The following is a 19,368-nucleotide window of genomic DNA, read 5'->3' as shown; positions in this document are numbered from 1 at the left end:
TCAGATCTTCAGGCGCTCGACGACCTCGCCTTTGAGGATGTGGGTGTCGATGATGTCGTCGATGTCGGCGGTGTCGACATAGGTGTACCAGGTTCCCTGCGGGTAGATCACCACGACCGGGCCCTCTTCGCAGCGCTCGAGGCAGCCGGCCTGGTTGATGCGGACCTTGCCCGGCTGATTCAGGCCGAGCTGCTTGATACGCTTCTTGGCATGCTTCTGCGCAACCTCGGCGCCGGCCTTGCCGCAGCTCTGGCGGCAATTCTCGCCTTCGCGCACGTTCATGCAGAAGAAGACGTGGTGTTCGTAGAAGGGTTTTTCGTCGTTCATATCGGTCTCGTTCAATGCAGGATGGCCATGCGCAATGATACGCGTTCCGGGTCAGTGCCGTCCCTCATGCCGATTCAGCTTGTGCGAGGGAAGCAGCAGGAACCAGAGTGCAAGAAACGGCCAGCTCATCGAGAGGAACTGGGCCGCGCCATTGAAGTTCAGGAATTTACCCTGCACCCAGCCCTGCAGGGTGGAAGTGAAATAGGGGTTGGCCGGAATCGTGTTCACCACGATCAGGCTCAGCACGAGCGTGACCACGGCCAGCCGGCGCTGCGCCAGCTGGGGCGCGAAGGCGAGACCCGCCAGCATGATCAGGCCGATCAGGAAGCCGCCCTCGGCGCCGGGCGTGACCCAGACGAAGGCATTGTCGGGCCGGAACAGCAGCGAACTGGCCAGGGTCTTGGTGACCAGGGCCGCGCCCAGCATCAGCAGCACCAGGGTGTAGCGCGGCGCGCCCCGGCGCAGCAGGCACAGCAGGGTCAAGGCCGCGCCGGTCATGCCGCAGGCGGTGATGATGGTCTCGGACAGCCAGTACTGCTCGACGCTCATCGCCGGACCCGGGCGCAGCATGGCGACCAGGTCGATGTCTTCATCGAACAGGTTCGACAGCCAGCCGGATACCATCGGCAGCACCTGGCCGTGGCCGAACAGGAAGCTCTGCGGGTAGATCTGGGCCAGCGGCCACAAGGCGAGGAGCACCAGGCCCTGGCTCGCGTGCGGGGCGAACCAGCGCCGCCGCAGGCGGTTCAGGCGGCCTTCCTGGAGCAGGCCGCGCGCCAGCAGCGGTCCGATGCAGGCGCCGATGAAGGCGCCGGCCGAGTTGGTGAGCAAATCGAGGTTCGAGGGCACGCGGCTCGGCAGGTAGTTCTGCACCGCCTCCATCGTGCCCGACACCAGGATGCCGAGGATGGTCGCCAGCAGCGCCGCCCAGATCCCGCGCACGAAGGGGTACAGGGCCAGCACCAGCAGCACGCCCAGGGGCACGTAGCCGACGATGTTGACCATCACGTCGAAGCCGGTCCAGTAGCGCTGCTTGACCAGGTTCAGGAAGGACAGCAGCGGCAGGCCATTGCTGCGCCAGCCGGTAAAGGGATACCAGCTGGCGTAGACGATCAGGAGCAGGTAGGCCAGCAGCGCCGCGCGCGCCACGGGCGAACCGCGGCGCGGGGCGGCTTCCGGCAAGTCATGGTCGGCTGTCCCGTTGACTTCCTGTTTTGTCATCGTGCTCGGGTATCGATGCCGGCTAGCCAGGCGAGGATGTCGGCGCTGGCGCCGTCCAGGCTGGCCGCCAGCGCCCGCACGCCGCCGGCGGCGTCCGCGCTCGGCGCCGGGGCGCTGCGACTGAAGGTCTTCTGGTCGAGCAGGACATGGCCGCGGAACACGGACGCGCGCAGCACCAGCTGGCCCTCGCTCTGGCTGGCGCTGGAGAAGGCGTGGGTGAATTCGTCGACCTCGATGCGCATGATCGGCACGCCGGTGGTGGTGTCGGTTGCCGACAGCACCTTCACGCCGGCCTGGGCCAGGCGCGCCTTGACGCGCTGGGTCACCAGCATCAGGGGATTCGCGCTCCAGCGGCTGTTGGCATAGGTGCGCGCCTGCAGCGGATCGGCGTAGTTCAGGCGGTACATCATGCGTTCGTTCTCGAGCGCGGGCGAGCCGGTCGCGTCCATCACGACAATCGCCGCCAGCGGCGCCTGCGCCGCCTGGGTGGCCGGCGCACCGAGCGGGCCGAAGTCGAACTGGGTGTTGTTGGCGGAAGGCCTGCTGGTGCCGCAGCCGGCCAGGGTCAGGGCAAGGGCGGCGGCGCCGAGGATGCGGGACGAAGTCATGGTGGTGGGGGTCCTCATTTGGTCGGGGCGACGAAGCCCGGTTCGCCGGGGCCGGGTTGGGCGTCCGGCGCGCCGAACAGGATGCCCTGCGGGCGGTCCGAGAGCGAGTCCGCCGTGCGGCGCACCGAGCGCAGCGCCGTGCGCGCCTCGTCCGTCATGCGCACCACGTGCGGCAGGGTTTCCGCTTCCAGGTCGGAGGTCACGCCCTGCAGCGAACCGATGGCGTCGTTCAGGCGGTTCAGTGGGCCGTCCGGCGCCTGCAGGCCGGTGGCCAGGCGGTCATAGTTCTTCACCGTGGCGGTGGCGCTGTCGGCAAAGGTGTCGAAGGATTCCAGGCTGCCTTCGAGCTTGTCGGCCAGGCGCGGCAGCTTGTCGATCGTCGGGCCCAGGCGCTGCGGGATCTCGCCGTAGGCGGCGGCGGCCTTGCTGATGTTGTCGAAGGCGCCGATGATGGTCTTCTGGTTCTCGTCGCTCATCAGGTTGTTGATGCGCGTGGTGATTTCTTCGGTGCGGTCGAGGATGGCCAGGCCGCGCTTTTCCAGCTGGTCGAGCAGGCCCGGGCGCAATGGGATGCGCCCCACATGGTCGGGGTCGGTCTTGAGCAGGGGCGAGCCGGTGCGGTCGTCGTCGAGCTGGATGAAGGCGATGCCCGTCACGCCCTGGTAGCCGAGCGATGCGAAGGTGGTGGTGGTGATCGGCGAGCCTTCCTCGACCGACATCCTGATGAGGATCTGGCCGGTGACCTTGGGATCGAACACGATCTCGTCGACGCGCCCTACCTCCAGGCCGCGGTAGCGCACCGTGGCCTGCGGGTTCAGGCCGGGAATCGACTGGGTGGTGACGATCTCGTAGGGCGTCAGTTCGGTCTTGTCGCGGTTGAGCCAGAGGCCCGCGAGCACGGTCGCCACCAGCAGGGCGATCGTGAACACGCCTGTCATGAGGGCATACGATCGGTTTTCCATGTCACTCCTTCGCTTCGTCCTCCGCCGCCTCGTCGCGTTCGTCGAGCACCTCGAGGGCCCGGCGGCCGCGCGGGCCGAGGAAGAAATGTTTGATGAAGGGATGGTCGACCCGCAGCACGTCGCGCGACGGTCCGAGCGCCAGCACGTGCTTCTCGGCCAGGACCGCGATGCGCGAGGAAAGCGCAAACAGCGTGTCGAGGTCGTGGGTCACCATCACCACGGTCAGTTTCAGTTCGCGGTGCAGGGCCTGGATCAGGGCCACGAAGGCATCCGACAAGTCGGGGTCCAGCCCCGCGGTCGGCTCGTCCAGGAACAGGAGGCGCGGTTCCAGCGCCAGGGCGCGCGCCAGCGCGGCGCGCTTGACCATCCCGCCCGACAGGTCGGACGGCATCTTGTTGGCGTGTTCCGCCCCCAGGCCCACCATGTCCATCTTGAGCAGCACCGCGTCGCGGATCACGTCTTCCGGCAGGGCGCGCAGTTCGCGCATCGGCTGGGCGATGTTGTCGAAGACCGTCAGGGCCGAATATAGCGCACCTTGCTGGAACAGCATGCCCCAGTGGTTGCGCATCTGCTGCAGCTGCTCGGGACCGGCCGCGCTGATGTCCTCGCCGAACACGCGCACGCAGCCGCGCGTGGGGCGTTCCAGTCCCAGCATCTGGCGCAGCAGCACGGTCTTGCCGGTGCCGGACCCGCCGACGATCGAGAGGATCTCGCCCGAGTAGATTTCCAGGTTCAGGTCCTGGTGCACGACGGTCTTGCCGAACTTGGTCCACAGGTTGCGGATCTCGACCACCGGCGGGCCGACGTCCTCTTCCGGCCTGCGGTTCAGGCGCTGGCGGCGCGCAGTGCTGTCCATCTTGTCATCCGATTTTTTCTCCATCTGCATCAGAAGCCCACCCCGCTGAAGATGATGGCGAACACGGCGTCGGCCAGGATCACCACCGTAATGGCCGTGACCACCGAGGTGGTGGTGCCGCGTCCCAGGCTTTCGGTGTTCGGCTTGATGCGCAGGCCGAAGTGGCAGGACACCAGGGCGATCAGCACGCCGAAGGTCATCCCTTTCAACAGGCCGATCGTGTAGTTCACCAGCGGCACCGCATCCGGCAGCTTTTGCAGGAAGTAGCGGAAGGACAGGCCCAGCTCCAGCTTGGCCGAGGCCATGCCGCCGATCAGGGCCATGGCGTCGGTCCAGACCACCAGCAGCGGCATCGAGACGGCCAGCGCGATCACCTTCGGCATGATCAGGCGGTAGCCGTGGGAGATGCCCATCACCAGCATGGCGTCGAGTTCTTCGGTCACGCGCATCACGCCCAATTGCGCCGTGATCGAGGAACCGGAACGGCCGGCGACCAGGATTGCCGCCAGCAGCGGCCCGAGCTCGCGGATCACGCTCATGCCGAGGATGTTGACCAGGTAGATATCGCCGCCGAACATGCGCAGCTGCTGGGCCGACAGGTAAGAGAGCACCACGCCGATCAGGAAGCCCACCAGGGCGGTGATGCCCAGCGCCTGGAAGCCGGAGTGATAGATGTTGGCCGAGATCTCGCGCCAGGGACCCGTGTTCGGGCGGCGGATGAAGCGCCCGAGGTCCTGCACCAGGCGCCCGATCAGGGCGACGAAGCCATGCAGGTGTTCGAAGAAGGTGAGCAGGCCCTGGCCCAGCACGATGATCCAGTTCAGCGCGCTCACGCGGGTGCGCGGCAGGCTTTTCTGGCTGGCGCTCTCGATACGGTTGAACAGTTCTTCCTGGCGCGGGTCGAGACGCAGCTGGGCGGGGCGCTTCTTGCCCCAGGCGTTCCAGAACATCTGGGCGCCGATGTGGTCGATGCTGTCCACTTCGGTCAGGTCCCATGCCAGCCCGGACTGTTTCTTCAGGCTGGCCAGCGTGCGGTTGATCCCCTTGAGCAGGCCGCACTGGGTGAGGACGCTGACCTGCCAGACACCGCTCACCATGACAGATTGCGCCGCGCCGCCGGCGGATTTCTGGATGGTTAATATTGGCGGTTTATCAATCTGCATTATTGCAGTGTAAAAGGAATTGGCCGGCTTTGCATATTGGCGCTCCTGTAGAGTGCTCAGGCCGCAAGATGGCGTACCTGACGCGCCGGCGCCGCCACCGGCTGGGCCGCCGCTTTCTTGTGCGCGCCGTCGACATTGCCGGCGTAATCGCTCGCCAGCAGGGCGGCTGCCCCTTCCTGCGTCAGGCCGGTCATGACCAGCCACTCGGCCACCAGTTTGGCCAGGCGGTCGAGCGCGATGCGGTGGGTGGCGTCGGTCCTGGTATATATCCAGTCCGAGAAGGCCATGAAGTTTTCAAAAGGACGCGCGCCCAGCAGTTCCTTGACCGTGTTGGCGAAGCGGCCGGAATTGGCCACCAGGTCCCAGTAGCGCGCGAAACGCACCAGGCGCTGCATGGCCGGGAAATCGATCAGGCTGGTCGCCAGCACCGTATAGGGTGGATAAGGATCGTAGACCATCTTGAATGGCCCGGTGTGGCGGATGATCGGCGTGCCGCGCAGCCGCTTCAGGATGCCGAACTGGATCTCGTGCGCGCCGAGACCGACCAGCTGGTCGAAGCCGCGCGCGAAGCTGGCGATGTCCTCGCCCGGCAGGCCGGCGATCAGGTCCACGTGCAGGTGGGCCTGCGATTGCGTGCACAGCCAGCGGATGTTGTCGGCCGCCTTCTCGTTGTTCTGCTTGCGGCTGACCAGGGCCTGCACTTCCGGGTTGAAGCTCTGGATGCCGATCTCGAACTGCAGCGCGCCGGCCGGGAATTGGGCGATGGTTTCCTTCAGCGCTTCCGGCAGGTGGTCGGGCACCAGCTCGAAGTGGGCGTAGACCGGATCGTCCGGGTTGGCCGCCAGCTTATCCAGGAAGAACTGCATGATGCGCTGGCTGGTCTTGACGTTCAGGTTGAAGGTGCGGTCGACGAACTTGAACAGGCGCGCGCCGCGGCGGTACAGGTCTTCCAGCTGCGCCAGGAAGTCGTCCAGCGGGAAGGGCCAGGCGGTCTTGTCGAGCGAGGACAGGCAGAACTCGCACTTGAAAGGGCAGCCGCGCGAGGCTTCCACGTAGATCGTGCGGTGCGCGATGTCCTGCGCGCCATATAAAGAGTAGGGCAGGGCGATCTCCGCCATCGGCGGCTGCACGCCCGCATGCACTTTCATGAGTGGCTTGGGGCCGTGCAGGATCTCGGCGCACAGCTTGGGGAAGGTCACGTCGCCCCAGCCGGTGACGACGTAATCGGCCAGGCGGCAGATTTCCTGCTCGTTCGTTTCGAACGAGACCTCGGGCCCGCCGAGCACGATCGTCACCTCGGGCGCGACGCGCTTGAGCATGGCGACGATTTTTGTCGTCTCTTCGACGTTCCAGATGTAGACGCCGAAGCCGACGATGCGCGGCCGGCGCGCCAGCAGGCGCTCGACCACCTCGGTGGTCTTGGCGCCGATGACGAATTCCTGCAGTTCGGTCTCGGCCTGGAGCGGCCCCATGTTCGCCAGCAGGTAGCGCAGGCCCAGCGATGCATGGGCGTAGCGGGCGTTCAGGGTGGTCAGCAGGATGGTCATGGCAGGCGGCAAATGAAGCAAAACAGCCATTTTACGCGCTGGGGCGCTTGCCGGCTCTGGTGTTGTGTGATGTTGCCTGTTAGAATACGCCCCGGAATTCAGGAAGCCTGTTGCCCAGTTGTGGAACAGTTTTCCAGCAAGTTATGCCTGATGACCATAGCAAGTCGGTCCCACCCCTTCCCATCCCGAACAGGACCGTGAAACGACTTTGCGCCGATGATAGTGCTGCAACCAGTGTGAAAGTAGGTTATCGTCAGGCTAGTTATATGTAGGAAGCAAAACGAAAACCGCTCAAGAGATCTTGAGCGGTTTTTTTTCGCCTGTTGATATAGATCGCATCGCGTCATCAAGCGCCGGGGCTTTATGCTTTCCGAATTGAAACTATCAAATGATCATGCATAAAATGCATGTTCGGCGATTTTTCATGAAAGCAGATCATGTTCCTCAGCAATATCGAAACCATTCCCGGCAAGACGATCACCGCCAGCCACGGCGTCGTTTCCGGCAGCACGGTACGCGCCAAGCACGTGGGCCGCGACATCATGGCCGGCCTGAAGAACATCGTCGGCGGCGAACTGCGCGGCTACACGGAGCTGCTGGAAGAATCGCGCGAGCAGGCGGTCGAGCGCATGAAGGCACAGGCCCGGCAGATGGGCGCGAATGCCATCGTCAACGTGCGCTTTTCGACTTCCTCGGTGGCTGCGGGCGCCGCCGAGATCTATGTCTACGGTACCGCGGTCACGGTCGCCTGAGATGGAAATCCTTTTCCTGCTCCTGTTCTGGGGCCTGCCCATCGTGTTCGGCTTCTTCTGCGGGCGGATCATCGAAAAGCAGCACTACGATTCGATCCACGCGCGCGAGAAGGCGTTGCTGCACCTGCCGGCCACGGCAAGCAGGCAGCCGGTGCTGTCGGGGCAGGTTGCGCGCTGCGAGCTGGTCGGCGGCAGCGTCGTGGTCTCGGTCGACTATTTCAAGCGCGCCGCCGCGGCTTTGCGCACGGTCGTCGGCGGCCCGGTCAAGTCGTATGAGAGCCTGCTCGACCGCGCCAAGCGCGAAGCCGTGCTGCGCCTGAAGGAAAGCTGCCCGGAGGCGCACGAGATCGTCAATCTGCGCCTGGAAACGGCGGCCCTGTCGAAGAACACCCAAGGCGGTATCGGCTCCGTCGAGGTCTTCGCCTTCGCCACCGCGCTGTATTACGCCGACACTCGCACCGAGGCGTCCGGTGCATGAAATACCAGCCGTCGCTGCCCGGCCATAACGACAACGTCAGCCAGGAGCATCCACTCAAGGATTTCCTGAAAATTCTGGCAGGGCTGGCGGCGCTGGCGCTGCTCGGTTTTTTCCTGCTGGGCCTGCTGGTCGATGCCGTGGTCGACCGCATGGATAGCGCGACCGAAGCCGCGCTCACACGCATCGTTGCGGAAAAGACGCCCGCCGTTCCATTGAAAGACGACGCGCGCGAAGCGCAGTTGCAGGCGCTGGTCGACAGCCTGCGCGGCTGCGCCGGCCTGCAGGGTCCGGCAACGGTGCGCCTGACCCGCTCGACGACGCCGAACGCGTTCGTCGTGCCCGGCGGGACGATCTACGTGTTTACCGGCCTGCTCGGGCAGGTGCGGTCCGAGAACGGCCTGTCCTTCGTGCTGGCGCATGAACTGGCGCACCTGGCCCATCGCGACCATTTGCGCGCGCTGGGGCGGGGCATCGTCCTGTACGGCCTGGCGGCCCTGGTCAGCGGCGACACGTCAAGCCTGGCGAGCGTGCTGGCGCCGGTGCTCCAATTGGGCGAAGCCAGGTATTCGCAGGCGCGCGAGTCGGCTGCCGACGCGCTGGCGCTGCGAGTGCTCGCCTGCCGCTATGGCCACGCCGGCGGCGCCACCGAGTTCTTCGAGGCGCTCGCGAAAAAGGGGGGCGCCCCCCTGCCGGGTTCGCATTATTTCGCTTCCCATCCAGCGCTGCAGGCGCGCATCGCGGCGCTGCAGGCCATGACTGCGCAGGCCGGGATGAAAACCGGCGCCCTGACGCCGCTGGCCCTCCCGAAGCAGGCCAGGCGTGCGGGCTCACCATAAAAACGACAGGTGCGACGACAGCCGCGCTGAAGCGAGCCCATCAACTTGACTAGTTTGTAATGGTCATGCCAGCATGCAAACTGTATCTCCGCATCAATTTGGAGCAGGCCTGCTCCATGAAGGTTCACTTTCCACCCATCCGGTCACGCGGCTGCAGCCGCAGAAAGCGTCCATATGAAGCGTAGCAACAGCGCGGCTCCCGTATCGCGCCGACTCATCCTTGCACTCTCCCTTGCCCTGAGCCTGGGCGCCTGTCACCGCGACGACGATGACGAGGCCGCGCCGCCACCGCCAGAAACGGCCTCGCGCATCAATGTCGAGCTGGCCCGCACCACGCATGGCGTGCCGCATGTGCGCGCCGACGATTTCCGCAGTCTCGGCTACGGGCTGGCCTATGCCTATGCCCAGGACAATATCTGCATGTTCGCCGACTCGCTGCTGACGGTGCGCGGCGAGCGTTCGCTGTTCTTCGGCGGCGAAGCGCGCGCACCGAAGCGCACTGCCGACGAATACGGCGCCGCCAGCGGCTTCATGGACCTGAAGAACGAGGACAGCGACTTCTTCTTCAAGGGCTATCTCGACCTTGATCAGCTGCGCGCCAACTATGCCGCCGGCGCCCAGGAACCGCGCGACATCCTCGAGGGCTATGTCGAGGGCTATAACCGCTACCTGAAGGATTACACCGGCAAGCTCCCGGCCGCCTGCGCGAATGCCAAATGGGTGCGTCCGATCACGCTCGACGACATGTACCTGGTGATGGCGGAAAAGGCCCTGCACGCCTCAGGCCAGGTGTTCTCGAAAGAATTCGTCGCCGCCGGGCGCACGCCAGGCAGTCCGGTGAGCCTGGCCAAGGCCGCGCCGCGCAAGTTCGACCCCGGCTTCATGCTGGCGCGCCTCGACAAGCTCAACACGCAGGGCATCGGCAGCAATGCGCTGGCGGTCGGCAAGGATTTATCAGGCAGCGGCCGCGGCCTGCTGCTGGGTAATCCGCATTATCCCTGGACCACCACTGACCGCTTCTACCAGGCGCACTTGACCGTGCCGGGCCGCTATGACGCGATGGGCGTGATCATCGGCGGCGTGCCCGCGATCGTCATCGGTTTCAACAAGGACATCGCCTGGAGCCATACCGTCACCACGGCCATTCACTTCACCACCTTCCGGCTGGCGCTGGATCCGGGTGACGCCACGGGCACGACCTACCTGGTCGATGGCGAACGCCAGAAGATGACGAACAAGACGGTGACGGTCGACCTGCTGACGGCCGACGGCTCGGTGCAGAAGCGCAGCAAGACCTTCTATTTCAGCAAGCAGGGCGCGGTCATCGTCAAGCCGGAAGCGGGCATGACCTGGACCTCGAGCGCGGCCTATGTGCTGGCCGACCCGAACCGCAACAACACCCGCATGCTGGAGCAGTGGCTGGGCATCGGCACCGCCGGCAGCGTGCAGGCGATCAAAGCGTCGCTCGACAAGGTGGTGGGCCTGCCCTGGGTGAACACGGTCGCGGCCGACCGCAACGGCAACGCCCTGTATGCCGATGCCAGCGTGGTGCCGCACATGAACGCCGACAAGTTCGCGAACGGCTGCCTGCTGCTGCAAGCCGCGCTGCTGTTCGACGGTTCGCGCAGCAGCTGCGGCTGGGGCCAGGATCCGGGCGCGCCCGCCGGCATCTACTCGCCGGCCACGGCGCCCTGGATGATCCGCACCGACTACGTCGGCAATTCGAACGACAGCTATTGGCTCTCGAATCCAAAGCAGCTCCTGACCGGTCCGGCGCCGCTTGGCTTCTCGCCGCTGTATGGCCGCGTCGGTGTCGAGCAGAGCCTGCGCACGCGGATCGGCTTCCTCCAGCTCGAGCAGATGGTGGCGCAGAAAGGCAAGCTCAATCTCGCCGACATCCAGGAGCTGGCCTTTGCCAACCGCCTGTACTCGGCCGAGCTGGTGCTGCCCGAGCTGCTGCCGGCCTGCGCCGCAAGCGGCGACGCGCTGGTGGTCCAGGCCTGCACCGTGCTCGGCTCCTGGGACCGCCGCGTGAACGTCGACAGCCGCGGCGCAGTCCTGTTCCGCGAGTTCTGGAATTCGGCGGCCGGCATTCCCAACAAATGGGCGGTGCCCTTCAATCCTGCGGACCCGGTGCATACCCCGAGCGGCGTGGCGCCGGCGGCGATTCCCGCGATGCTCACGGCACTGAGGAATGCCGCCGCCAAGCTGCAGTCGCTCGGCATCCCACTCGACGGCCGCCTCGGCGACTACCAGGTGGAACCGCGCAACGGCGTGCGGATTGCCCTGCATGGCGGCGTCGGCAATATCGACGGCTCCTACAACTCGCTGACCATGCGCAACCCCTTGGGCGCCGGCGGCTACGAGGGCGTGCACTGGGGTCAGAGCTATATCCAGACCGTGACGTTCGATGACCAGGGCCCGGTGGCGCAGGCCATGCTGACCTACGGCCAGTCGGTCGATCCGACGTCGCCCTGGTATGCGGACCAGGTGCAGGTCTACTCCCGCAAGGAGTGGCCGGTGCTGCCGTTCACGTCTGAAAAGATCAAGGCCGACCCGAACTATGCGCGGGTGACCCTGAAGGAGTAAGGCAGTCTATATGTAATAAGGTGCGACGGTTCGGCAAGACCGAACCGTCGCACACCTAGGGTGGGATCTTGAGCCCCCGCGGTCTGACGGCGTGCAGACCTGCGAAAACCTTTATAGCGTCACTGCTTGCATTACCCCCGTAGGGTGGACACCTGTGTCCACGCGGTCTCATCGCTTGCATTAAGGCGACACTTGCGAACAGCCATCCCTTTTGCTATAGTTCGCCCCCGCTTCACCGCTGCTGCAAACCTCAACGAAATCAAGTAGTTGATCTAGCAACAGCAAACTCAGGAAACTGAGCTGAAGCAAACGAGGGGTTGACGAGTATCGCAAAACATCGCATAATCTCATCTTCTGCTGCTGACGAACAAAACGATTCGCAAGCGCAGCAAGGCAGTACAGAACAACGGTTCTTTAACAATTAACAGTCGATAAGTGTGGGCGTTTGATGAAGGTGCCAGCTGACTTGTTCAGCTGATTACTTAAAATATCAAATGTTCGCACAAAGTATTAAACGTTGTCTCAGCAATGGGATGACGGTCAGTATTTTGAGTGAGCGACTCCGCTAGCGATAGCGGATGACTCGAAAGAGTCAACAAACAGAGATTGAACTGAAGAGTTTGATCCTGGCTCAGATTGAACGCTGGCGGCATGCTTTACACATGCAAGTCGAACGGCAGCACGGGCTTCGGCCTGGTGGCGAGTGGCGAACGGGTGAGTAATACATCGGAACGTACCCAGAAGTGGGGGATAACGTAGCGAAAGTTACGCTAATACCGCATACGTTCTACGGAAGAAAGTGGGGGATCGCAAGACCTCATGCTTTTGGAGCGGCCGATGTCTGATTAGCTAGTTGGTGAGGTAAAGGCTCACCAAGGCGACGATCAGTAGCTGGTCTGAGAGGACGACCAGCCACACTGGAACTGAGACACGGTCCAGACTCCTACGGGAGGCAGCAGTGGGGAATTTTGGACAATGGGCGCAAGCCTGATCCAGCAATGCCGCGTGAGTGAAGAAGGCCTTCGGGTTGTAAAGCTCTTTTGTCAGGGAAGAAACGGTAGGAGCTAATATCTCTTGCTAATGACGGTACCTGAAGAATAAGCACCGGCTAACTACGTGCCAGCAGCCGCGGTAATACGTAGGGTGCAAGCGTTAATCGGAATTACTGGGCGTAAAGCGTGCGCAGGCGGTTTTGTAAGTCTGACGTGAAATCCCCGGGCTCAACCTGGGAATTGCGTTGGAGACTGCAAGGCTGGAGTCTGGCAGAGGGGGGTAGAATTCCACGTGTAGCAGTGAAATGCGTAGAGATGTGGAGGAACACCGATGGCGAAGGCAGCCCCCTGGGTCAAGACTGACGCTCATGCACGAAAGCGTGGGGAGCAAACAGGATTAGATACCCTGGTAGTCCACGCCCTAAACGATGTCTACTAGTTGTCGGGTTTTAATTAACTTGGTAACGCAGCTAACGCGTGAAGTAGACCGCCTGGGGAGTACGGTCGCAAGATTAAAACTCAAAGGAATTGACGGGGACCCGCACAAGCGGTGGATGATGTGGATTAATTCGATGCAACGCGAAAAACCTTACCTACCCTTGACATGTCAGGAATCCTCGAGAGATCGGGGAGTGCCCGAAAGGGAACCTGAACACAGGTGCTGCATGGCTGTCGTCAGCTCGTGTCGTGAGATGTTGGGTTAAGTCCCGCAACGAGCGCAACCCTTGTCATTAGTTGCTACGCAAGAGCACTCTAATGAGACTGCCGGTGACAAACCGGAGGAAGGTGGGGATGACGTCAAGTCCTCATGGCCCTTATGGGTAGGGCTTCACACGTCATACAATGGTACATACAGAGGGCCGCCAACCCGCGAGGGGGAGCTAATCCCAGAAAGTGTATCGTAGTCCGGATCGCAGTCTGCAACTCGACTGCGTGAAGTTGGAATCGCTAGTAATCGCGGATCAGCATGCCGCGGTGAATACGTTCCCGGGTCTTGTACACACCGCCCGTCACACCATGGGAGCGGGTTTTACCAGAAGTAGGTAGCTTAACCGCAAGGAGGGCGCTTACCACGGTAGGATTCGTGACTGGGGTGAAGTCGTAACAAGGTAGCCGTATCGGAAGGTGCGGCTGGATCACCTCCTTTCTAGAGTAGCACCGGAGACGAAAGTCTCGGCATCAAGCGCCTACGCTTATCGACTGTTGAATAAATAACGAGAACAGTTTGGGTCTGTAGCTCAGTCGGTTAGAGCACCGTGTTGATAACGCGGGGGTCGTTGGTTCGAATCCAACCAGACCCACCACATAGGGGGATTAGCTCAGCTGGGAGAGCACCTGCTTTGCAAGCAGGGGGTCGTCGGTTCGATCCCGTCATCCTCCACCACTTTCTTGAGAATACAAACGTAAGCGGCGCAACGGCGTGTGTTTAGGTTTGATCTTTTCGAGATCACTGTTTTTTCGTTCTTTAACAATCTGGAAGAAGTAAAGTTTTTTTAAGCGTGTAAGCGAATCAGAAATGATGAGTGAGCACACTTAGGGTAGTAATCAAAGTATCAACAAACATGCAATAACGCTGTACTCTTGATCCTGTAGCGTTCCCTGTTGTCAGCAGGGGCTAACGTTATAGGGACAAGCGAATAAGTGCACATGGTGGATGCCTTGGCGATTACAGGCGATGAAGGACGTAGTAGCTTGCGATAAGCTGCGGGGAGTGAGCAAACACACTTTGATCCGCAGATTTCCGAATGGGGAAACCCGGCCCTTTGGGTCATTGCATGCTGAATACATAGGCATGCAAAGCGAACGCGGCGAACTGAAACATCTAAGTAGCTGCAGGAAAAGAAATCAACCGAGATTCCCAAAGTAGTGGCGAGCGAAATGGGAAGAGCCTGTACGTGATAGTCGATCGGATAGTGGAACAGATTGGAAACTCTGGCCATAGCGGGTGATAGCCCCGTACACGAAATCCGGACGGTGGTACTAAGCGTACGACAAGTAGGGCGGGACACGAGAAATCCTGTCTGAACATGGGGGGACCATCCTCCAAGGCTAAATACTCGTAATCGACCGATAGTGAACCAGTACCGTGAGGGAAAGGCGAAAAGAACCCCGGGAGGGGAGTGAAATAGATCCTGAAACCGTGTGCATACAAACAGTCGGAGCGGACTTGATCCGTGACGGCGTACCTTTTGTATAATGGGTCAGCGACTTACATTCAGTGGCGAGGTTAACCGAATAGGGGAGCCGTAGAGAAATCGAGTCCGAACAGGGCGACAGTCGCTGGGTGTAGACCCGAAACCAGGTGATCTACCCATGGCCAGGATGAAGGTGCGGTAACACGCCCTGGAGGTCCGAACCCACTAATGTTGAAAAATTAGGGGATGAGCTGTGGGTAGGGGTGAAAGGCTAAACAAACCTGGAAATAGCTGGTTCTCTCCGAAAACTATTTAGGTAGTGCCTCAAGTATCACCATCGGGGGTAGAGCACTGTTATGGCTAGGGGGTCATTGCGACTTACCAAACCATTGCAAACTCCGAATACCGATGAGTGCGAGCTTGGGAGACAGACGTCGGGTGCTAACGTCCGGCGTCAAGAGGGAAACAACCCAGACCGCCAGCTAAGGTCCCAAAGATTGGCTAAGTGGAAAACGAAGTGGGAAGGCTAAAACAGTCAGGATGTTGGCTTAGAAGCAGCCACCATTTAAAGAAAGCGTAATAGCTCACTGATCGAGTCGTCCTGCGCGGAAGATGTAACGGGGCTAAGCCAGTCACCGAAGCTGCGGATATATTTCTCGTGATTTATCACTTGATCTATATGGTAGGAGAGCGTTCTGTAAGCCTGCGAAGGTGTCTTGTAAAGGATGCTGGAGGTATCAGAAGTGCGAATGCTGACATGAGTAGCGATAATGCGGGTGAAAAGCCCGCACGCCGTAAGCCCAAGGTTTCCTGTTCAACGTTCATCGGAGCAGGGTGAGTCGGCCCCTAAGGCGAGGCAGAGATGCGTAGCTGATGGGAAGCAGGTTAATATTCCTGCACCGTCGTATGATGCGATGGGGGGACGGATCGCGGAAGGTTGTCCAGCTGTTGGAATAGCTGGTTCTTGACTCATAGAAGGCGCTTAGGCAAATCCGGGCGCGGAATTCAAGGGGTCGAGACGGGTGGCCATGCGCCACGAAGCAATCGGAAGTGGTTCCAAGAAAAGCCTCTAAGCTTCAGTCATACGAGACCGTACCGCAAACCGACACAGGTGGGCGAGATGAGTATTCTAAGGCGCTTGAGAGAACTCGGGAGAAGGAACTCGGCAAATTGGTACCGTAACTTCGGGAAAAGGTACGCCCCGGTAGCTTGATCACTTTACTGTGTGAGGGCGAAAGGGTTGCAATAAACTGGTGGCTGCGACTGTTTAATAAAAACACAGCACTCTGCAAACACGAAAGTGGACGTATAGGGTGTGACGCCTGCCCGGTGCTGGAAGATTAAATGATGGGGTGCAAGCTCTTGATTGAAGTCCCAGTAAACGGCGGCCGTAACTATAACGGTCCTAAGGTAGCGAAATTCCTTGTCGGGTAAGTTCCGACCTGCACGAATGGCGTAACGATGGCCACACTGTCTCCTCCCGAGACTCAGCGAAGTTGAAATGTTTGTGATGATGCAATCTACCCGCGGCTAGACGGAAAGACCCCATGAACCTTTACTGTAGCTTTGCATTGGACTTTGAACCAATCTGTGTAGGATAGGTGGGAGGCTTTGAAGCGGGGACGCCAGTTCCCGTGGAGCCATCCTTGAAATACCACCCTGGTTTGTTTGAGGTTCTAACCTTGGTCCGTTATCCGGATCGGGGACAGTGCATGGTAGGCAGTTTGACTGGGGCGGTCTCCTCCTAAAGTGTAACGGAGGAGTTCGAAGGTACGCTAGGTACGGTCGGACATCGTGCTAATAGTGCAATGGCATAAGCGTGCTTAACTGCGAGACCGACAAGTCGAGCAGGTACGAAAGTAGGACATAGTGATCCGGTGGTTCTGTATGGAAGGGCCATCGCTCAACGGATAAAAGGTACTCTGGGGATAACAGGCTGATTCCTCCCAAGAGTTCATATCGACGGGGGAGTTTGGCACCTCGATGTCGGCTCATCACATCCTGGGGCTGTAGCCGGTCCCAAGGGTATGGCTGTTCGCCATTTAAAGTGGTACGTGAGCTGGGTTTAAAACGTCGTGAGACAGTTTGGTCCCTATCTGCCGTGGGCGTTGGAAATTTGAAGGGGGCTGCTCCTAGTACGAGAGGACCGGAGTGGACGAACCTCTGGTGTACCGGTTGTCACGCCAGTGGCATTGCCGGGTAGCTAAGTTCGGAAGAGATAACCGCTGAAAGCATCTAAGCGGGAAACTTGCCTTGAGATGAGATTTCCCGGAGCCTTGAGCTCCTTGAAGGGTCGTTCGAGACCAGGACGTTGATAGGCTGGGTGTGGAAGTGCAGTAATGCATTAAGCTAACCAGTACTAATTGCCCGTACGGCTTGTCCCTATAACCTTAGCAGGTATAGGTCGAGAGACAGCGCTGTTTGTTGATACAGGCTACCCAATACTTCTTCCAGATTCAGAGTGGCGCTCGCATGGGTGAGCGAAACTCGTACAAGTCATGCCTGATGACCATAGCAAGTCGGTCCCACCCCTTCCCATCCCGAACAGGACCGTGAAACGACTTTGCGCCGATGATAGTGCTGCAACCAGTGTGAAAGTAGGTTATCGTCAGGCTAGTTATAGGAAAAACCCCACCGAGTGATCTCGGTGGGGTTTTTTGCTTTTCTACGCCCGGTTTTCTCTTCAGGCCGCAGGCCGATCAACCGGTGAGACCGCGTGGACAGTAGGGCCGGCTACATGCCGGCACGACGAATGTCCACCCTACGGCCCCAAGCCGCGGAAGAATCAAGCAGCCAGAACGCGTGGGGTCGAGACCCCACCCTACAAGGTGCTTTCTCATTGGCGCGCAGAATTTCCGGGTTCTGCGTTAGCTTGGCTATTTCTTCCATCCTGATAGATTCCGATGCCCAAAATCGTCGTGTTCGGCGGGTCGGCCGGCAGCATCAATGCCTTGAAAGTCATCCTGCGTAGTCTACCGCCGGATTTCGCAGCACCTGTCCTGATCGTCACGCATATCGGGCCAAGGGAAAGCATACTGCCCAGCCTGCTGCAAAGCTGCTCCGCCTTACCCGTGCGCCACGCGGTTCAAGGCGAGCCCCTCGTTCCCGGGCAGGTGTTGATCGCGCCGCCGGATCTGCACCTGACGATCGTGCGGAACGAGGAGCGTGCATTTGCCAGCCTGTCGCGCGGCCCCAAGGAAAACCATTCACGTCCCGCCATCGATCCTCTGTTTCGTTCGGCGGCCACAACGCATGGCGCCGGGGTGATCGCAGTGTTGTTGTCCGGTTTTCTCGATGACGGTACGGTCGGGTTGCAGGCGGTCAAGGCCTACGGTGGCACGGCCGTAGTCCAGGATCCCGGCACGGCGGAGGTGCCGGACATGCCGTCCAGCGCCCTGCGGCACGCGTCCGTGGATGTCGTCTGCAGCGTGGACGAGATTGCGCCGGCACTGGTCGAGCTGGTGAGCCGCCCTGCACCACCCCTTGAGACGCCTGCAGAAAGTGTGGAGGCGGAACTTCAGAAATTGATTGCCGTCGAAAACCGGATGTTCAACGAAGGTGCCGACATGGAGGAGCTCGATCAGATCGGGTCACGAGTCGCCTTGACTTGTCCAGAATGCGGTGGCGCCATCTGGGAAATGCGCCAGCCCGGCCCCTTGCGCTACCGCTGCCATACAGGTCACGCTTTCAGCGCCAGTGTGCTCGAGGGACTGCAATGCGGAAATGTCGAGGAAGCATTGTGGGCTGCCGTACGGGCCTTGCACGAACAGGAACAATTATTTCGGCAGATGCATCAGTCCCTGCGTCCATATCGGGGCCAGCAGCAGCCAGGCGAGCTCAAGGATGAATACCTCGTCAAGGCCGAGCAAACGGGGCAACATGCGCAGCTGTTGCGCGACCTGATCGCGTCGCGCATGCGCATTGGCTCGTCCTGAACCAGACGCTTTCGCATTGAAAATACCGGACCGCGAACTAGAATAAAGCTAGTGTGCGTTTGGAGACGGCCATGGACACTCGAAGTATCCGTGCAGTACGACGCCTCGCCCTTGCCTTGGCCCTGGCCGGCGGTCTCGGCGGATGCGCCGTATATGCGCCACCGTATGCCGCCTACGATCCTTATTATTCCTATCCGGCCTATGGCTACCCGACCTACGTCGGGCCGCCGGTCTCTCTCGACCTGGGTTTCGGCTACTACGAGCACCGCCACAGCTATCGCGGCCATCACCATGGGTGGCGTTCGCACGGCTGGGGCGGAGGTGGCGGCGGATGGGGACATCGCGGAGGTGGCTGGAGGCACGGCCGCGGCCGCCACTGAGCGGCTGCAGCAAGACAGACGCCCCGGGCCGCCAGTCGCAGCGCCAGGGCGTCAGGAATGTTAGGAAAGCAGCGTGATGGCTGGAAGAGGGGATGCGCGCCGCAGGATTCAGGCGGCGCGCAGCTGGCCTGCCGGCTGTGCGGCACGCTCGAGCCTGTCCCAGAGGCGGTCGTGCAGCGGCAGCACGATGACATTGCAGATCGGTTCGAGCAGCGCAGCGATACCACCCATCGCCCAGGAACCGGTCGCCACGAACATCACGCCGAAGGCGACGCCGGCATGCAGGCCGGTCTGACTGATCTTCTCGAGTGCAAGCGACATGTAGCGGGCGCGGGCATCGCGCGCCTTGCCATGCCGCTTTGCCCAGGCCGCCTCGTGGAAGGGCAGCAGCAGCACATTGATTACCGGCTCCACCAGGACCGCCAAGCCACTGAACACCGCCGAGCCGGTCAGCGCGTAGGCAAGCGCATAAGCGATGCCCATGTGGGTCGCTACCTGGCTGAGTCGTTTTGCTGCGATGATCATTTACTGCTCCTGGTTTTCACAATCAGGATCAAATGATAGTCATTCTCATCCACGCAGTAAAT

The 19,368-nt window shown here is 61.1% G+C and carries 14 protein-coding genes, 2 tRNA genes and 4 rRNA genes; 12 read left to right on the top strand and 8 right to left on the bottom strand.

All coding sequences use genetic code 11. The features are described 5' to 3' along the window. The 7 genes from ACSUZJ_RS24005 to ACSUZJ_RS23975 all read right to left on the bottom strand — a co-directional run bounded on the left by ACSUZJ_RS24005 (window position 1) and on the right by ACSUZJ_RS23975 (window position 6,684). Window positions 1–327: a (2Fe-2S) ferredoxin domain-containing protein gene (locus ACSUZJ_RS24005; RefSeq protein WP_499412175.1), complete on the bottom strand. Its 327-nt coding sequence runs from the start codon at window positions 325–327 to the stop codon at window positions 1–3. Window positions 328–378: 51 nt separating this feature from the next. Then, window positions 379–1,548 carry a VanZ family protein gene (locus ACSUZJ_RS24000; RefSeq protein ID WP_499412174.1) on the bottom strand — a complete coding sequence of 390 codons (1,170 nt, stop codon included), beginning with the start codon at window positions 1,546–1,548 and terminating at the stop codon, window positions 379–381. Beyond that, window positions 1,545–2,156: an ABC-type transport auxiliary lipoprotein family protein gene (locus ACSUZJ_RS23995; RefSeq protein ID WP_499412172.1), complete on the bottom strand. Its 612-nt coding sequence runs from the start codon at window positions 2,154–2,156 to the stop codon at window positions 1,545–1,547. Before ACSUZJ_RS23995 ends, ACSUZJ_RS24000 begins: the two co-directional genes overlap by 4 nt. Before the next feature lie 14 nt (window positions 2,157–2,170). Then, complete coding sequence (locus ACSUZJ_RS23990; protein WP_499412171.1) at window positions 2,171–3,118, bottom strand: MlaD family protein; 948 nt, start codon at window positions 3,116–3,118, stop codon at window positions 2,171–2,173. Window position 3,119: 1 nt separating this feature from the next. Next, window positions 3,120–3,974: an ABC transporter ATP-binding protein gene (locus ACSUZJ_RS23985; protein ID WP_499412170.1), complete on the bottom strand. Its 855-nt coding sequence runs from the start codon at window positions 3,972–3,974 to the stop codon at window positions 3,120–3,122. 29 nt (window positions 3,975–4,003) lie between these two features. Continuing rightward, window positions 4,004–5,071 (bottom strand): MlaE family ABC transporter permease, encoded by a 1,068-nt coding sequence (locus ACSUZJ_RS23980; protein WP_499412169.1) that lies wholly within the window; start codon window positions 5,069–5,071, stop codon window positions 4,004–4,006. A gap of 122 nt (window positions 5,072–5,193) precedes the next feature. Further along, window positions 5,194–6,684, bottom strand: a complete 1,491-nt coding sequence (locus ACSUZJ_RS23975; protein WP_499412167.1) for a B12-binding domain-containing radical SAM protein — start codon at window positions 6,682–6,684, stop codon at window positions 5,194–5,196. A 146-nt stretch (window positions 6,685–6,830) separates the two neighbouring features. On the opposite strand from ACSUZJ_RS23975, the gene rrf (ACSUZJ_RS23970) reads away from it, so the two are divergent. The 12 genes from rrf (ACSUZJ_RS23970) to ACSUZJ_RS23915 all read left to right on the top strand — a co-directional run bounded on the left by rrf (ACSUZJ_RS23970) (window position 6,831) and on the right by ACSUZJ_RS23915 (window position 18,781). Continuing rightward, window positions 6,831–6,943: ribosomal RNA gene (gene rrf / locus ACSUZJ_RS23970) — 5S ribosomal RNA — on the top strand. 178 nt (window positions 6,944–7,121) lie between these two features. Continuing rightward, entirely contained in the window at window positions 7,122–7,436 is a 315-nt protein-coding gene (locus ACSUZJ_RS23965) for a YbjQ family protein (protein WP_499412166.1), read from the top strand. Window position 7,437: 1 nt separating this feature from the next. Continuing rightward, complete coding sequence (locus tag ACSUZJ_RS23960; RefSeq protein ID WP_499412165.1) at window positions 7,438–7,914, top strand: YbjQ family protein; 477 nt, start codon at window positions 7,438–7,440, stop codon at window positions 7,912–7,914. Then, window positions 7,911–8,750 carry a M48 family metallopeptidase gene (locus ACSUZJ_RS23955; protein ID WP_499412163.1) on the top strand — a complete coding sequence of 280 codons (840 nt, stop codon included), beginning with the start codon at window positions 7,911–7,913 and terminating at the stop codon, window positions 8,748–8,750. Before ACSUZJ_RS23960 ends, ACSUZJ_RS23955 begins: the two co-directional genes overlap by 4 nt. 174 nt (window positions 8,751–8,924) lie before the next feature. Then, on the top strand, window positions 8,925–11,339 hold the full coding sequence (locus tag ACSUZJ_RS23950; protein WP_499412162.1) for a penicillin acylase family protein: 2,415 nt from the start codon (window positions 8,925–8,927) through the stop codon (window positions 11,337–11,339). 608 nt (window positions 11,340–11,947) lie between these two features. Next, a 16S ribosomal RNA gene (locus ACSUZJ_RS23945) occupies window positions 11,948–13,478 on the top strand. Window positions 13,479–13,558: 80 nt separating this feature from the next. Then, window positions 13,559–13,635: transfer RNA gene (locus tag ACSUZJ_RS23940), tRNA-Ile, on the top strand. Window positions 13,636–13,639: 4 nt separating this feature from the next. Next, window positions 13,640–13,715: transfer RNA gene (locus ACSUZJ_RS23935), tRNA-Ala, on the top strand. A gap of 243 nt (window positions 13,716–13,958) precedes the next feature. Beyond that, window positions 13,959–16,850 (top strand): 23S ribosomal RNA (locus tag ACSUZJ_RS23930). A 117-nt stretch (window positions 16,851–16,967) separates the two neighbouring features. Continuing rightward, window positions 16,968–17,080: ribosomal RNA gene (gene rrf, locus ACSUZJ_RS23925) — 5S ribosomal RNA — on the top strand. Together the 16S, 23S and 5S rRNA genes with 2 tRNA genes alongside form the textbook arrangement of a ribosomal RNA operon. A 289-nt stretch (window positions 17,081–17,369) precedes the next feature. After that, window positions 17,370–18,401: a chemotaxis protein CheB gene (locus ACSUZJ_RS23920; protein WP_499412160.1), complete on the top strand. Its 1,032-nt coding sequence runs from the start codon at window positions 17,370–17,372 to the stop codon at window positions 18,399–18,401. Between the two features lie 71 nt (window positions 18,402–18,472). Beyond that, window positions 18,473–18,781, top strand: coding sequence for a hypothetical protein (locus ACSUZJ_RS23915; protein ID WP_499412159.1), 309 nt, complete (start codon window positions 18,473–18,475; stop codon window positions 18,779–18,781). A gap of 108 nt (window positions 18,782–18,889) precedes the next feature. Here ACSUZJ_RS23915 and ACSUZJ_RS23910 read toward each other — a convergent pair whose 3' ends face one another. Then, on the bottom strand, window positions 18,890–19,306 hold the full coding sequence (locus ACSUZJ_RS23910) for a DUF2061 domain-containing protein (RefSeq protein WP_499412157.1): 417 nt from the start codon (window positions 19,304–19,306) through the stop codon (window positions 18,890–18,892). Window positions 19,307–19,368 lie beyond the last annotated feature (62 nt).

It is taken from the genome of Telluria sp. B2 (genome assembly GCF_051789535.1).
In the GTDB taxonomy this organism is placed as follows: domain Bacteria; phylum Pseudomonadota; class Gammaproteobacteria; order Burkholderiales; family Burkholderiaceae_D; genus Telluria.
Note: the sequence above shows the minus strand (reverse complement) of the source record. Positions and strands in the feature narration are given on the sequence as shown.

What these genes read in the sequence shown, in the direction of transcription:
- ACSUZJ_RS23975 (WP_499412167.1), bottom strand. Translation starts at nt 6,684, where the DNA reads ATGACCATCCTGCTGACCACCCTGAACGCCCGCTACGCCCATGCATCG.
- ACSUZJ_RS23990 (WP_499412171.1), bottom strand. Translation starts at nt 3,118, where the DNA reads ATGGAAAACCGATCGTATGCCCTCATGACAGGCGTGTTCACGATCGCC.
- ACSUZJ_RS23955 (WP_499412163.1), top strand. Translation starts at nt 7,911, where the DNA reads ATGAAATACCAGCCGTCGCTGCCCGGCCATAACGACAACGTCAGCCAG.
- ACSUZJ_RS23980 (WP_499412169.1), bottom strand. Translation starts at nt 5,071, where the DNA reads ATGGTGAGCGGTGTCTGGCAGGTCAGCGTCCTCACCCAGTGCGGCCTG.
- ACSUZJ_RS23920 (WP_499412160.1), top strand. Translation starts at nt 17,370, where the DNA reads ATGCCCAAAATCGTCGTGTTCGGCGGGTCGGCCGGCAGCATCAATGCC.
- ACSUZJ_RS23985 (WP_499412170.1), bottom strand. Translation starts at nt 3,974, where the DNA reads ATGGACAGCACTGCGCGCCGCCAGCGCCTGAACCGCAGGCCGGAAGAG.
- ACSUZJ_RS23995 (WP_499412172.1), bottom strand. Translation starts at nt 2,156, where the DNA reads ATGACTTCGTCCCGCATCCTCGGCGCCGCCGCCCTTGCCCTGACCCTG.
- ACSUZJ_RS23910 (WP_499412157.1), bottom strand. Translation starts at nt 19,306, where the DNA reads ATGATCATCGCAGCAAAACGACTCAGCCAGGTAGCGACCCACATGGGC.
- ACSUZJ_RS24000 (WP_499412174.1), bottom strand. Translation starts at nt 1,548, where the DNA reads ATGACAAAACAGGAAGTCAACGGGACAGCCGACCATGACTTGCCGGAA.
- ACSUZJ_RS24005 (WP_499412175.1), bottom strand. Translation starts at nt 327, where the DNA reads ATGAACGACGAAAAACCCTTCTACGAACACCACGTCTTCTTCTGCATG.
- ACSUZJ_RS23965 (WP_499412166.1), top strand. Translation starts at nt 7,122, where the DNA reads ATGTTCCTCAGCAATATCGAAACCATTCCCGGCAAGACGATCACCGCC.
- ACSUZJ_RS23915 (WP_499412159.1), top strand. Translation starts at nt 18,473, where the DNA reads ATGGACACTCGAAGTATCCGTGCAGTACGACGCCTCGCCCTTGCCTTG.
- ACSUZJ_RS23960 (WP_499412165.1), top strand. Translation starts at nt 7,438, where the DNA reads ATGGAAATCCTTTTCCTGCTCCTGTTCTGGGGCCTGCCCATCGTGTTC.
- ACSUZJ_RS23950 (WP_499412162.1), top strand. Translation starts at nt 8,925, where the DNA reads ATGAAGCGTAGCAACAGCGCGGCTCCCGTATCGCGCCGACTCATCCTT.